Source organism: Buttiauxella sp. B2 (assembly GCF_006376615.1).
GTDB lineage: Bacteria > Pseudomonadota > Gammaproteobacteria > Enterobacterales > Enterobacteriaceae > Buttiauxella.
This window is the reverse complement of record NZ_VEXQ01000014.1, coordinates 57,227-70,517: the sequence shown is the minus strand read 5'-3', so window position 1 is coordinate 70,517 and position 13,291 is coordinate 57,227. Positions and strand designations below refer to the sequence as shown.

Here is a 13,291-nt window from a genome sequence, read left to right as displayed (position 1 = left end):
CGGAAATGACCACTCCTGCATTTATCATCACCATTGATACCGAAGGCGATAATCTGTGGCAAAACCACCGGCAGATCAAAACTGAGAATGCTCGTTTCTTGCCTCGTTTTCAGTCGCTATGCGAGAAATATGGTTTTAAACCGGTTTGGCTGACAAATTATGAAATGGCTATCGACCCTGATTTCATTGCGTTTGCAAAAGATGTGATTGCCCGTGGTCAGGGTGAGGTGGGTATGCACTTGCATGCCTGGAATAGCCCACCTGATTATGATTTAACTGGTGATGACTGGCGCTGGCAGCCTTATCTCATTGAATATCCTGATGAGATCCTGCGTGAGAAAGTGGTTTATATGACCACATTGTTGGAAGAAACCTTCGGAAAAAAAATGGTTAGCCACCGAGCAGGGCGTTGGGCATTTGATAGCCGCTACGCAAAATTGCTGGTGGAGCTGGGTTATAAAGTGGATTGCTCTGTGACACCACGAGTCAACTGGCGAAATGCAAAAGGTTCACCCGCAGGAAATGGTGGCACAGATTATCAATATTTCCCCACACAAGCTTATTTCATGGATCTGGATAGTATTAATCAGCCAGGAAATTCTTCACTACTCGAAGTTCCTATGAGTATTCAGTATAAGCACAGTACGCTGATGAATACCTTCAAACAAGGTTACGATCGGCTGCGTGGGAAATATCGCAGCCCTTCAGTTAATTGGCTGCGCCCCTCGGGCGGCAATGCTGCGCAAATGATAGCTGTTGCGGATAAAACATTAGCTCAGGGAAATGACTATGTAGAATTTATGCTTCACTCGTCAGAATTTATGCCGGGCGGCAGTCCGACATTTAAAGATGAAGCAGATATTGAACAGTTATACCAGGATCTGGATGCATTATTCTCCTGGCTCGCAAAGCGAACCAAGGGAATGACGTTGGCTGAGTATTATATGTTTAAAAAAGCCGGAAAATAATCCGGCTGTTTCTTACTACGCTTCCTTTTGTGTTGCGGGAAGCTTTATCCCGCACACTCCAATGAGGGCGATATAAAATAAAATAGCTTCTGAGCTTAAAAGTAGTACGTCACTCATGCCATATGCAATTAAGCAGTTCATTGTAAACAACAATGGTGTATTACGTTCGCGTAAAGCTACCCAGGATATACTCAGATAGAACCATAGCAACGCTAACCCACCGAATATCCCTTGTAGTGATAATGTGTCAATCATCTCATCATGTAGATGAACGTTGATAAAACCCATTGTCGATCTATATTGAGGATGCTGCAATGTATATGCATCTGAGTAATTAAATCTTGACTGCAGAGACTGTCCTAATGGAGCATTAACAAAATTCTTGACACCTACTGTCCACATAGAGAAACGAGACCCCAGAGATGTATTATCTTGTCCTTCCTGGTAGAGTGTCACTTCATTATAGGTTTGTTCAATTTTAGGATGAATATAATTTTTATATAAAGAGAAAATAGCGATGGCTGAAATAAATAAGACAACTAATATCGATTTCAGGTGAATTTTTTTGAAATAGAAAGTTGTCATAATAATGATGATCAATAAATGGAGTATGATCGCTGCACGAGTTCCTGTTAAGATGGTTACTACAAATGACAGAATAATGGCAAGTGCTGCAATAATATAACTCGAGGGTTTTTTCTGAACATAAAGTAAGTAAATAAAAATTATGCTCAACGTTGAGTAAACATACGCAGAGATTGTCGCGCGATTAATAGCCATCTCAGCGCGTCCCATACCATGAAAGGATTGCCAGAAAGCGTAACAAGATGCAGAAATGAAAGCAGCACCTATTATAGCAAGCATCACATTTTTATATTTTATAGCTCTAATATAGTGACTACAGTGTGTTAAATACAAAACCAGAACGCCACCTAACACCAGCTTCTTACCTGCACCTAGCTGATCGCTATAGATATTATATCCATTCTCATCATGTCCAAGCCATAAAAACCATATCAGTTTTATAACCCCGAGTAGTATTATCGGATATGCGATATTGAACTTTTTAAAATTAATGACTTTGTGTTCAAGGATAAGACCAACAATACTCAAATAGATAGAGATATAGAAGAAATCTCTCTGCCTGCCATTACTCAATAATGCAAATGAAATAGAAAGTGCTGCAAAAATAAAAGCTGTAATGTATAAGTGAGATTTTAATTTTTCCATAATGTACTCAAAGCTTTTCTCTTATAACTAAATCGAACGAGTTTATTTAGAAAAAACCCAAATGAGTGAGTCATCAATACATGATTTTTAACGAGACGTTGATGCTCACTTTCCGTTAGTAAGTCGTAGTATTTAAGATAAATATCTAACCAATGACACAGTATGAGATGATGAAATTTTACTGGTAAATCATTTTCCATTTTAACAGTGCAAGTGAGAAGGTTAGTTATTTTATCTCGATCTAATGCGGTAGATAAACTACCCGGTCGCTTTATATAGTAATAATGGCTGTCAAACTGAAAGTATATATTAATCGCAGCCATCAACATCCTTGGAAACACATAGAAATCCTCATAACAAGTCATAGAAGGGATTTCATTGTTAAGATAAATATCACGTTTAATAAATTGACCTATCAGATGGGCTTGGAGATCTTTATGGATTAGGAAACGAGTGATGGCTTCATCTTGGGATATTTTATCAGGATGCAGTCCTGACCAGGTATGATCAATTTTACTGAGATCACGAATTTCATGGAGCCGAGTTAGTAGTATATCCGGATCGACATCACGCAAAAAAGTAAAAATAGAAGGTAAGCTTCCCGCTTTGAGTATGTCGTCACTATCCAGCATTGTAATGTACTTCCCATGTGATAAGGAAATACCATGCTGGCGAACCTGTCCAACATTCTTATAATTTACAGTAGAGATTACAACTTGTGAGCATTCATTTGAGTAACGAGCAATTTTCTCTGCTGTTGAATCTTCTGAACCATCATTAATGATAATAATTTCAGATTGTACTATCTCAGAACCTAACGCACACAGCAGACTCTGAAACGTAGCATCAATAGTTTTTTCACAATTATGTGCGGCAATAATTATGCTTAGGAGAGGATTATTGGCCATATACCTACTCATTAGTAGAAAAATATGAAATTGTATTACTTTTTGAAGGTTTCATTTTCATGAGAACTATTTTTAATGAAATTATTAATTGCATTAAGATCTTTCTCACTCAATGCAAACATATCTTCTCTTGAATAATCAAAGTAGTAAGGTGCTTCGAAAATATATGATTTTTCATATTCTTCACTTCCGAGCAGTAACACTTTCCCCAATGGGCGTTGCTCTTTAATACAACATGGACCATAAATGAGCACAATAGGGACGCCCACAGCATCGGCTATGTAAACGTTACCCGAGTCTGATGCAATGTAGAAATCCATTTTACTGATTGCAAAGGGTACATCTTCTAAAGGAAGGTCACCGACCAGACTCACAATATTTTCTTGCATACCGACTTCACGGTACAAGTCATCAAGCCAGACTTGTTCACTTTGAGGGCCAAAAATGTAATAAATACAATTTAGCTCGCCCAACGTATCAAATATCTTTTTCCAAACACTCGCAGGAATAGTTTTTGATTTGTTTCCTGCTGAGATACTTAGACCAATTTTGATAACGTTTTGTTTATCAAGCGATGCAGGATAGATTGCGGGCTTTCTCAAAGGTAAAGTAGCGTGCTTGGGAGCATCACGCCAGGTTAGGCTACGATCAGCGAGCTTGAGATAATCGTCAACTGTTAACTGGTCTTTGCGATGTTCTACAACACCATGAGCAGTCAGATAAAGCAAAGCCTGATACCAGCGGCGTGTATAAGTAGATAAATACTGTTTGTTCGTAGCATTGCAGACTGATGCGAAGAAAAGGTTCGTACTATTAGGTTGCAGCAAATAGACATTTTCGTAGCGGTTCATCAGTTTGAATGCCAGACGAAATTTACGCCACAGACTCTTTTTATGTTCTTCGATCAGGAAAATAGTATCGATGGTTTCATCGTACTTAGCCAAGGGGAGAACAGTTTTGCTTATTAAAACGTCGCTATGCTTCAGATGGGCAAGCAGAGGCGTTACGTTTATGAAATCACCTATTTTTGCCGTTTGAATCAACAAGTGTCGGCCTGTCTTTTTATAAAACAATTTGCCGAGTAACTTGAACGGGAGAAAGAGGATGAAGAGGAATAGATAGCTCATTAATCGTTATTCTGTGGCTAAGTGACTAATTTTCTGTAATGCAGCAAATGTATCTGCAGCGGTAATGTTAGCCATGTTTTTTCCTGCGCCTCTAAGTTCATGCTGGTTTTCACCATAGCCACCAATCAAACCCGGATCGGTAGGGCCGTACAATGTTATATTTGGTCGACCGAGTGCGGCGGTCAGATGGCTTAATCCTGTATCGACAGAGACTACAGCCACCGCGCCCGCAAGCTGTTTGGCTACTTGTTCAAGAGGCAAACGTGGCAGCACCTCAACATTATCAAATCCTTCGGCTAAACGGATTGCCCGTTCGTGCTCGTGATTCGCACCCCACGGGAGTTTAATAGCTAAACCTGTTTTATGCATTAATTGAATAAGATCTCGCCAGTTCGATTCTGGCCAGTGTTTTTCATCACGAGTAGTTGCATGCAGGAAAACCATATACTGTTCCATATCGGATGGGACGGTGGCCCGGAAGTGCCGCGCAATGGCGTAATCTCCCTGCTGGGTAGGTTTCTGATAGTCGATGCTTTTAGCGAACAACTCACGCGTACGTTCAACCGCATGTTGTTGCTTCGAAATTGAGTGCCGACGATTGTAGAACAGACTGGCGAGTGGTTCACGGGCGCTGTTCCAGTCCAGGCCATGTTTAATCCCCCTGGCTTTTCGGGTCACCAGTGCAGCACTTTTGATCAATCCCTGGGCATCAATAATAAGATCGTAATTTTCAGCGCGTAGTGCCTGATAGAAGGCGGCCCGTTCGGCTTTAATGGGGGCTGAAAACCAGTTTTTACGCCAGCGGCGAATGGCTACTGGCAGAACTTTATCGACTGCGGGATGCCAGGTGGGGATTTGTGCAAAACCTTCTTCAACTACCCAGTCGAAACGAATGCCCGGCATAGCATGCATCGCATCTGTCAGAGCAGGTAACGTATGCAGGACATCACCCATGGATGATGTTTTGACAATCAGGACCCGCATTCCGTTTCCTTCTCAGCCAGGAGCAGAGCGGTTAGCTCACCCATTACGCGTTCAGGCGCAATATCAATCAAGCTCTGATGATACCCTTCCGCTGCATCGCCTTTACGAATCTTGTGATAACCACTGATTAGTCGAATCACTCGCGCTTTATGCGAAAGCGGCGGCGTAAAGTCCGGGCTGCTTGGACCATACAACGCAACAAGAGGGCGATTGAGTGCTGCGGCAACATGCATTAAACCTGAATCATTGGTCACTACAGCCTGGCAAGCGGCAAGCAAAATAACGGCCTGCTCAAGTTCTGTATCACCCGCCAGATTGCGACAATATGCCTGCTGCAGAGTTGTCAGTGTGGCAACAATGTCATTCCCTGCTTCTTTGTCTTTTGCAGAACCAAACAACACAACCTGATAACCGTCATCAATGAGTTTACCGGCCAGTGTTGCGTAGTGATAGTGCGGCCAGCGTTTAGCGGGGCCGAATTCAGCACCAGGGCAAAAACCAATAATCGGGCGCTTAGCATCGAGATTAAAAGCCTTACATGCCTGTTCTTTTTCACCCTCACCAACCTGCAATTGAGGCCACAGCAATGGTTGGGGAAGATCTTTTGCCGACTGCATTCTGCCTTTGTCATAAGCCAAAGCTATGTAACGCTCGACCATTAACGGCCAGGCTTGCTTATCCAGAGTGCGGGCATCGTTGAGTAATCCGTAACGCATTTCACCGCGCCATCCGGTGCGTTGCGGGATATTGGCAAAGAAAGGAACGAGTGCCGACTTAAATGAATTTGGTAGCACATAGGCCTGATCGTAACGCTTAGCTCGTAGTGCGTGCCCAAGACGACGACGTTCACCAATCTCCAGGGCGCCATGCCCAAGTGGCATTGCCAGCGCTTCATTAACTTCTGGCATACGTGATAATAATGGACGGCACCAGGCCGGTGCCATCACATCAATAATTGCCTGGGGATAGCGCGCCTTTAGCGTGCGATAGAGACTTTGCGACATCATCATGTCGCCTACCCATGACGGGCCAATCACCAGTATTTTCATGCGTCAGGCTACCTGCTTATGCGTCACGGTTCAGCCAGGCCATATATTCTGTTACGCCCTCGGCAACAGTTTTAAATGGCTTGTCGTAACCTGCAGCACGCAGATTGGTCAAATCAGCCTGAGTAAATGTCTGATAGCGGCCTTTGAGTTTTTCCGGGAATGGGATGTACTCAATACTGCCTTTTTTATGGAACGCCAACGCTGCATCAGCTATCGCCTGGAAGGATTCTGCACGACCTGTACCGCAGTTATAAATCCCGGATACACCGTTTTGCCAGAACCACAGGTTAACTGCGGCTACATCACCCACGTAGATGAAGTCGCGTTTAAAGCTATCGCTGCCTTCAAACAGTTTTGGGTTTTCGCCATTGTTCAACTGAGTGTTCAGATGGAACGCAACGCTTGCCATGCTGCCTTTATGGCCTTCGCGCGGTCCATAAACGTTGAAGTAACGGAAGCCCGTAATCTGTGAGTTTGCTTCAGGCAGGATTTGGCGCACATATTCGTCGAAAAGGAATTTGGAGTAGCCATAAACATTAAGTGGCTGTTCGTATTCACGAGACTCGATGAAATCGCTGTTGCGACCACCGTAGGTCGCGGCAGAAGAGGCATACAGGAACGGGATTTCGTGTTCCAGGCAGTAATGCAGGACTTCTTTTGAATACTGATAGTTGTTGTCCATCATGTATTTGCCATCCCACTCAGTGGTGGATGAACAAGCACCTTCATGGAAAATGGCTTCAATGTCGCCGAATTCTTCATCAGCCATAATCTGGATTAAGAAGTCTTCTTTATCCATATAATCGGCAATATTCAAATCGACGAGGTTGGCAAATTTGGTACCATCTTTGAGGTTGTCTACGACGAGAATATCCGTGCGACCTATATCATTCAATGACTTAATGATGTTGCTGCCAATCAGGCCAGCACCGCCGGTGACAATAATCATGAGCGAAACCTTAAAAATTAGAGGCAGTGAGGCCCAATACCTCACGCGTTGATGGTTCTTATCATACCATTACCGGAATTGTCTTTCCTATAAACCAAATTTTGGAAAGCACCTCGTGATTTATGCTGCAAATTTCAATTTCATTGAAGCGTCATCTCGTCTCCAGGTTATGGTTTGGGTAATATGTGCCAAAATTAGCCATGCCTGGAGAATCGTAATGCGCGGAGATTTTTACCAACAGTTAACATCCCAACTTGAAACTGCACGAGCGGAAGGGTTGTTTAAAGAAGAACGTATTATCACTTCTGCCCAGCAGGCAGATATCACCGTCGCTGACGGCAGCCATGTTATTAACTTCTGCGCCAATAACTATCTGGGGCTCGCTAACCACCCGCAACTGATCGATGCCGCTAAGCAAGGCATGGATACTCATGGTTTTGGGATGGCTTCTGTTCGTTTCATTTGCGGAACACAAGACAGCCACAAAGAACTGGAAGGCAAACTAGCCGGTTTCCTTGGGATGGAAGATGCAATTCTTTATTCTTCCTGCTTTGATGCCAACGGCGGTTTGTTTGAAACGCTGCTTGGCCCAGAAGATGCCATTATTTCTGATGCACTGAACCACGCTTCTATTATTGATGGTGTACGTCTGTGCAAAGCGCAGCGCTATCGCTACGCAAACAATAATATGCAAGAGCTCGAAGCTCGCCTGAAAGAAGCGCGTGCTGCCGGGGCCCGTCACATCATGATCGCCACCGACGGTGTGTTCTCTATGGATGGTGTGATTGCAAATCTGAATGGGGTTTGTGATTTGGCTGACCAGTATGACGCCCTGGTGATGGTTGATGATTCTCACGCAGTTGGTTTCGTTGGTGAAAACGGTCGTGGTACGCATGAATATTGCGATGTGATGGATCGTGTAGACATTATTACTGGCACGCTGGGTAAAGCACTTGGTGGTGCTTCTGGTGGTTATACCGCAGGCCGAAAAGAAGTCATTGAGTGGCTGCGCCAGCGTTCTCGTCCGTATCTTTTCTCTAACTCTTTGGCTCCGGCTATTGTTTCTGCATCCATTAAAGTTCTGGAGATGCTGGAAACTGGCGCGGAAATGCGTAATCGCCTGTGGGCTAACGCCAGCCTGTTCCGTGAAAAAATGACCGCGGCTGGGTTTACCCTGGCGGGTGCCGATCACGCGATCATTCCTGTGATGTTAGGTGAAGCGGTTGTGGCGCAGAACTTTGCTCGTGAACTGCAAAAAGAAGGAATTTATGTCACTGGGTTCTTCTACCCGGTAGTACCAAAAGGTCAGGCGCGCATTCGTACTCAGATGTCTGCGGCTCATTCGACTGAACAAATTGAACGTGCGGTTAGCGCATTTACGCGTATCGGTAAACAGTTGGGCGTTGTCGCCTAAGGGAGCGGTCATGAAAGCATTAGCGAAACTGAAAGCAGAAGAAGGCATCTGGATGACGGATGCACCCAAGCCGGAAATGGGTCATAACGATCTGCTGATTAAAATCCGTAAAACCGCGATTTGCGGTACCGATGTGCATATTTATAACTGGGATGAATGGTCACAGAAGACAATTCCGGTTCCGATGGTTGTTGGTCATGAATATGTTGGCGAAGTTGTCGAAATCGGCCAGGAAGTAAAAGGTTTCAAAATTGGCGACCGCGTATCTGGTGAAGGCCATATTACCTGTGGCCACTGCCGTAACTGTCGTGCAGGCCGTACTCACCTGTGCCGTAACACCACCGGTGTAGGCGTGAATCGCCCAGGTTGTTTTGCTGAATACCTGGTGCTGCCAGCCTTTAATGCTTTCAAAATTCCTGACAATATTTCTGACGATCTGGCTTCTATCTTTGACCCGTTCGGTAATGCGGTTCACACCGCACTGTCTTTTGATCTGGTAGGTGAAGATGTGCTGGTTTCAGGTGCAGGCCCGATTGGCATTATGGCTGCGGCTGTTGCGAAACACGTGGGCGCGCGTAACGTCGTCATTACTGATGTGAACGAGTATCGCCTTGAGCTGGCACGGGAAATGGGTGTGACCCGTGCGGTTAACGTCAGCAAAGAGAATCTGACTGACGTGATGAGCGAGTTGGGCATGACCGAAGGCTTTGATGTGGGTCTGGAAATGTCTGGTGCACCACCTGCGTTTCGTACCATGCTAGATACCATGAACCACGGTGGCCGGATTGCGATGCTGGGAATTCCGCCGTCAGATATGTCCATCGACTGGACGAAAGTCATCTTCAAGGGATTATTCATCAAAGGGATTTACGGGCGTGAGATGTTCGAGACCTGGTACAAAATGGCTGCATTAATTCAGTCTGGTTTGGACCTGTCACCGATTATTACCCACCGTTTTGGTATCGATGATTTCCAGAAAGGCTTTGATGCCATGCGTTCCGGGCAGTCTGGCAAAGTGATTCTTAGCTGGGATTAATCTTCCAAAGACTTTCAAAAAAGGCCGGGAAACCGGCCTTTTCACATTTCATTACTCGCTCGCGGTTTGCTTTTCTGCGTCTGTCAGATAACGCACTTTACGAGTGTAATCTTGCCCTTTAAACAGTAACTCACTATCTGGTGAGACAAGATACTTTTGCCATTCAGAAAGCGGGAAACCGCCATGCGCGCCAACAACTGGCTTTGGAATAACAGCAGGGGAGCCGCCAATTTTTTTAGATACCGGCCAGTTCATCCAGTCACCTAAATTCACCGTTCTGATATCAAGCATATCCAGCAGTGCAGCCAACGGCAGTTGATCTGTTGGTGGTTGGTTGTCGTCCATCAGTTCCCAGGTATCCTGGAATAACGTGAGCCATAATGGGCAAATACGGCGCCAGGTTTTACGCGAAGCGGCGAGGAATGCCCCGTTAACGTGATCGACAATGTATGGACGCACCGTATCTTTATAATATGCAGGTACTTTATCAGCCGGTGCTTTATCCAGTTTGGCAATCATTTTCCCCTGACGGAAACTGGAGTAAATATGGTGGTCTTCAATTTTAAAGCGCGGCATTTGCAGCAAATTGAGATCAGAATCGATCATCAAAATACCCTCGGTACGAGCTTGCAACGGCGCGTTTAATTTGATTAAACGGCTAAGGTAAATTTGCTTATAACGATAGCCTTCCTCACGCTGAGGAAGCTCAAGCGTTACAACTCTGGTTTTCGGTGGCAATTCACCAAATTCTTGTGCAGGGCGATCGGAAACAATCACGATCTCTTCAACATCAGGAGCAAATCGCGCGGCGAATGTCGCGGAAAGTAACCCTTCTTCGATGTAATCAGCACCGGAACACGGAATAACTATCGACGTTACCGGCACTGCAGAACTTCCGGCAGCGGGGTCCTGGTAAGGGATATTATGTCGCGCCGTAATATGGCGATATTTTGCATTCAGAAATTTAAACATATTCATTCCGGGTAGGTTTCACGGTGCTAAGAATGGCTTCGACACCTGCAACATAGTGTTCAATAGCATAATTATCAATCACGAGCTGATGAGCAGCCTGCGTGAGGGCATCACGTAAAGCACAATCTTGCCATACTTGCTGAAGATGTGAGGCGAGCGTAACTGTGTCACTATAAGGATAAAGCAGGCCAGTACGCCCTGAGTCGATTAACTCCGCAGTGCCTGTCACATTAGAACCGATAACCACTGTTTTGAGTAGCATGGATTCGAGGATAACACGCGGCAAACCTTCACTTTTAGACGCAAGAATAAAGGCATCAAACGCAGCAAGATAATCCAGCGGGTTATTACGAAAGCCCGTAAAGATGACCCGATCAGCAAATCCATAATCAGCAGACAGGCTTTTTAATTTTTCGCGATCATTCCCTTCACCCACTAGCACAAACTTCCATTTCGCTTCGGGATGTTGCAGCTGAAAACGATGCAAAGCTTCCAGAGTATGATGGCAGGATTTTCTTGGAATCAATGACCCAATACTACCAAACAGGAATATGCTCTCGTCAATTCCGAGCGACTTGCGTATCGCCTGGCCCGAGGGTAATGGTTGGTGGATATCAATGGCGTTAGGAACGGTCGTGCAGAGCGACTTTTTCACGCCATGGTTAAGCAGTACGCTTTCTACGCCATGAGAAACTGCGATCACTGCGTCGCCTACGCGATTCACCACTTTTGTAATTGAGTGGCTCATTACTGGCTCAATACGACAGTGTTGCACCACTGCAACATTGAGCGGTTCTGCCGCCAGATAACCTTCTAAATTGGAGCCCGGCTGGTTATTCATATACAAAATATCGTAGCCATCTTTTTGCAATATTTTGCGTAAAGCCGTCGCGTTCGGTTTGATACGCCACTGCGTATCAATGAATGCGGTTATCTTTTTGCGTCCAACTTTGCTGAAGAACAAAAATGCGCGAGCCACTTCCTTGCTGATTTTTGCCAAGCCTGGTTGTTTGCGTTGTGGGATGAAAATGACAGGGATCTGAATGCTATTCAGCACCTTCTCAATAGTTTCACCTTCACCGCGAGCATAGTTGTAATAAAAACAGCACGTGACATCAAACCGTTGTCGGTCAATACGTTTGAGCAGTTCCAACATGCTGTTGGTACCGCCTCCCCACTCTTTACCGTTATCCAGCAAGAGAATTTTATGCCGCTGTTGCGTCATCGTAGACCGACCCCTGTAGCATTAGTAACGCGGCATTATAAAGGCTGTATTGAGTGATAACTAACTCTTTCGGCGAGTCTTGTAGAAGAGATATTTATTATACAAAAAGTAGAAATTCTAATTTCGAATCTGGATGGGTAATTATTGCGGGTAATGTAATAAGATTTTTGACGTTAAAACAATAATGCTTAAATTTTCATTTTGTGTTCTGGCTTATAATTTTGCACGTTGAATTCTGGATGGGTATTAATAAAAGTCGCAGATGAATTTATCATTTTTGGATCAGGACATATTGACGATACCATCAATACTTCTCGTGCTAATGGTATTTATTTAGCGATGACGGGAGAAAGGGAAGGGATAGGATTTTATAGTTTTCTGAAATATGCCAAAGCATGTTGTTGGAACGGTGGATTAAAGAGTCACACGCGCAAAGAAAATGCTTCCTCTGCGCGCTCACAGCATCAGGACTGAGTAGTAGACTTTTCTTTTCCCCAGCCTTGCCATTGCAACTGCATATATTTCAACAACTGGCTCTGGCTAATGCTTTCACTTAATACGGTAAAGAACGTCGTTGCGTAGACGGGCTGCAAAGGTTGTTTCGGCTTGCAGAGACTCACACCTTTAAATGGATTGCGCGGTTGCTCAATTGGTTTGCCAGGAACGGCAGGGTGTGAGTTATTCGGTCTTGAAGTATCAACCTGGGGTTCGTTGAGTAAACTACTCGGGCGTACTAGCGTGATATCCGCAGGTAAGTTGTACACCATCTGTTGCAGTACGCGTACCGTTGCCGGATGCGGATGGCCAATGGCAATCGCAGAGCCATTACGGCGAGCCAGCTCAATTGCACGATTAAACTGGAAACGGATATCGGCTTCGTTTTGCGTATCGTCGAGGAAGACTTTGCGCTTGATAACTTTGACATTGGTTCCAGCCGCTGCACGCATTGACTGACTATTGCCGATCGTCATGCTGTCGAGAAAATACAGATTATATTGCCCCAAAGCCTGCATCACTTTTTGCATACCAAACAAACTGGAAGTCATCGCGCTGCCCATATGGTTATTGAGGCCAACGGCATAAGGAACACTGTTTACGGCTTCGCGGATGATGCGTTCGATTTCTCCACTGCTCATATCCGGGCGGAGGGTGTCTTTTTCCAATGGTTGTTTACTTAGTGGCGCCATTGGCAGATGGATAAGCACTTCGTGCCCAGCATTATGTGCTTTGGTCGCCATTTCACGCGCATGGGGGGCATTCGGTAAAACAGCCACGGAAATGTTAGAAGGCAGAGCGATAACCTGATTTTCTTGCGCGGGGCGATAACCGAAGTCATCTATCACAATTGCCAGTTTTCCAGCGTAAACAGAGGATGTCAGCATGAGTGTGCTGACGACAGAGAAAAACACACGACGGAATTGAAGCAAAA

Annotated in this window: 12 protein-coding genes; 3 read left to right on the top strand and 9 right to left on the bottom strand. The window is 44.9% G+C overall.

Features of this window, described 5'->3' with window-relative positions:
• The first annotated feature begins 5 nt into the window (after window positions 1-5).
• Window positions 6-968: a polysaccharide deacetylase family protein gene (locus FH968_RS15795; RefSeq protein WP_139881210.1), complete on the top strand. Its 963-nt coding sequence runs from the start codon at window positions 6-8 to the stop codon at window positions 966-968.
• A gap of 15 nt (window positions 969-983) precedes the next feature.
• On the opposite strand, the gene FH968_RS15790 is transcribed toward FH968_RS15795, so the two are convergent.
• From FH968_RS15790 to rfaD, 6 genes are read right to left on the bottom strand one after another with little or no spacing between them, the layout of a single operon-like run.
• Entirely contained in the window at window positions 984-2,198 is a 1,215-nt protein-coding gene (locus FH968_RS15790) for an O-antigen ligase (protein WP_139881208.1), read from the bottom strand.
• Window positions 2,186-3,106 (bottom strand): glycosyltransferase family 2 protein, encoded by a 921-nt coding sequence (locus tag FH968_RS15785; RefSeq protein ID WP_139881206.1) that lies wholly within the window; start codon window positions 3,104-3,106, stop codon window positions 2,186-2,188. Before FH968_RS15785 ends, FH968_RS15790 begins: the two co-directional genes overlap by 13 nt.
• Window positions 3,107-3,141: 35 nt before the next feature.
• The gene (locus tag FH968_RS15780) at window positions 3,142-4,233 is read right to left on the bottom strand and encodes a glycosyltransferase family 9 protein (protein WP_139881204.1); all 1,092 of its coding nucleotides are present in this window, start codon (window positions 4,231-4,233) and stop codon (window positions 3,142-3,144) included.
• Window positions 4,234-4,239: 6 nt separating this feature from the next.
• Window positions 4,240-5,217: a lipopolysaccharide heptosyltransferase RfaC gene (rfaC, locus tag FH968_RS15775; RefSeq protein ID WP_139881202.1), complete on the bottom strand. Its 978-nt coding sequence runs from the start codon at window positions 5,215-5,217 to the stop codon at window positions 4,240-4,242.
• A complete protein-coding gene (gene rfaF / locus FH968_RS15770) occupies window positions 5,205-6,266 on the bottom strand; it encodes an ADP-heptose--LPS heptosyltransferase RfaF (protein WP_139881200.1) in 1,062 nt (353 codons plus the stop codon). The genes rfaC and rfaF overlap by 13 nt, the downstream gene beginning before the upstream one ends.
• 16 nt (window positions 6,267-6,282) lie before the next feature.
• Window positions 6,283-7,215, bottom strand: a complete 933-nt coding sequence (gene rfaD / locus FH968_RS15765; protein ID WP_139881198.1) for an ADP-glyceromanno-heptose 6-epimerase — start codon at window positions 7,213-7,215, stop codon at window positions 6,283-6,285.
• A gap of 217 nt (window positions 7,216-7,432) precedes the next feature.
• Between rfaD and kbl the strand changes: the two genes are divergently transcribed.
• The gene (gene kbl, locus FH968_RS15760) at window positions 7,433-8,629 is read left to right on the top strand and encodes a glycine C-acetyltransferase (protein WP_139881196.1); all 1,197 of its coding nucleotides are present in this window, start codon (window positions 7,433-7,435) and stop codon (window positions 8,627-8,629) included.
• Window positions 8,630-8,639: 10 nt separating this feature from the next.
• A complete protein-coding gene (tdh, locus tag FH968_RS15755) occupies window positions 8,640-9,665 on the top strand; it encodes an L-threonine 3-dehydrogenase (RefSeq protein WP_139881194.1) in 1,026 nt (341 codons plus the stop codon).
• 51 nt (window positions 9,666-9,716) lie between these two features.
• Here the strand turns inward: tdh and FH968_RS15750 are convergent, their stop codons facing one another.
• From FH968_RS15750 to FH968_RS15740, 3 genes are all read right to left on the bottom strand, one after another.
• Window positions 9,717-10,637: a hypothetical protein gene (locus FH968_RS15750; RefSeq protein WP_139881192.1), complete on the bottom strand. Its 921-nt coding sequence runs from the start codon at window positions 10,635-10,637 to the stop codon at window positions 9,717-9,719.
• A complete protein-coding gene (locus tag FH968_RS15745) occupies window positions 10,630-11,862 on the bottom strand; it encodes a glycosyltransferase (protein ID WP_139881190.1) in 1,233 nt (410 codons plus the stop codon). The genes FH968_RS15750 and FH968_RS15745 overlap by 8 nt, the downstream gene beginning before the upstream one ends.
• A 464-nt stretch (window positions 11,863-12,326) precedes the next feature.
• Window positions 12,327-13,289, bottom strand: a complete 963-nt coding sequence (locus tag FH968_RS15740; protein WP_370451515.1) for a divergent polysaccharide deacetylase family protein — start codon at window positions 13,287-13,289, stop codon at window positions 12,327-12,329.
• Window positions 13,290-13,291: the final 2 nt, after the last annotated feature.

Excerpts from the sequence above, each read along its gene's own strand:
- tdh (WP_139881194.1), top strand. The coding sequence starts at position 8,640 with ATGAAAGCATTAGCGAAACTGAAAGCAGAAGAAGGCATCTGGATGACG.
- FH968_RS15785 (WP_139881206.1), bottom strand. The coding sequence starts at position 3,106 with ATGGCCAATAATCCTCTCCTAAGCATAATTATTGCCGCACATAATTGT.
- FH968_RS15750 (WP_139881192.1), bottom strand. The coding sequence starts at position 10,637 with ATGTTTAAATTTCTGAATGCAAAATATCGCCATATTACGGCGCGACAT.
- FH968_RS15780 (WP_139881204.1), bottom strand. The coding sequence starts at position 4,233 with ATGAGCTATCTATTCCTCTTCATCCTCTTTCTCCCGTTCAAGTTACTC.
- rfaC (WP_139881202.1), bottom strand. The coding sequence starts at position 5,217 with ATGCGGGTCCTGATTGTCAAAACATCATCCATGGGTGATGTCCTGCAT.
- rfaD (WP_139881198.1), bottom strand. The coding sequence starts at position 7,215 with ATGATTATTGTCACCGGCGGTGCTGGCCTGATTGGCAGCAACATCATT.
- rfaF (WP_139881200.1), bottom strand. The coding sequence starts at position 6,266 with ATGAAAATACTGGTGATTGGCCCGTCATGGGTAGGCGACATGATGATG.
- FH968_RS15790 (WP_139881208.1), bottom strand. The coding sequence starts at position 2,198 with ATGGAAAAATTAAAATCTCACTTATACATTACAGCTTTTATTTTTGCA.
- FH968_RS15795 (WP_139881210.1), top strand. The coding sequence starts at position 6 with ATGACCACTCCTGCATTTATCATCACCATTGATACCGAAGGCGATAAT.
- kbl (WP_139881196.1), top strand. The coding sequence starts at position 7,433 with ATGCGCGGAGATTTTTACCAACAGTTAACATCCCAACTTGAAACTGCA.
- FH968_RS15745 (WP_139881190.1), bottom strand. The coding sequence starts at position 11,862 with ATGACGCAACAGCGGCATAAAATTCTCTTGCTGGATAACGGTAAAGAG.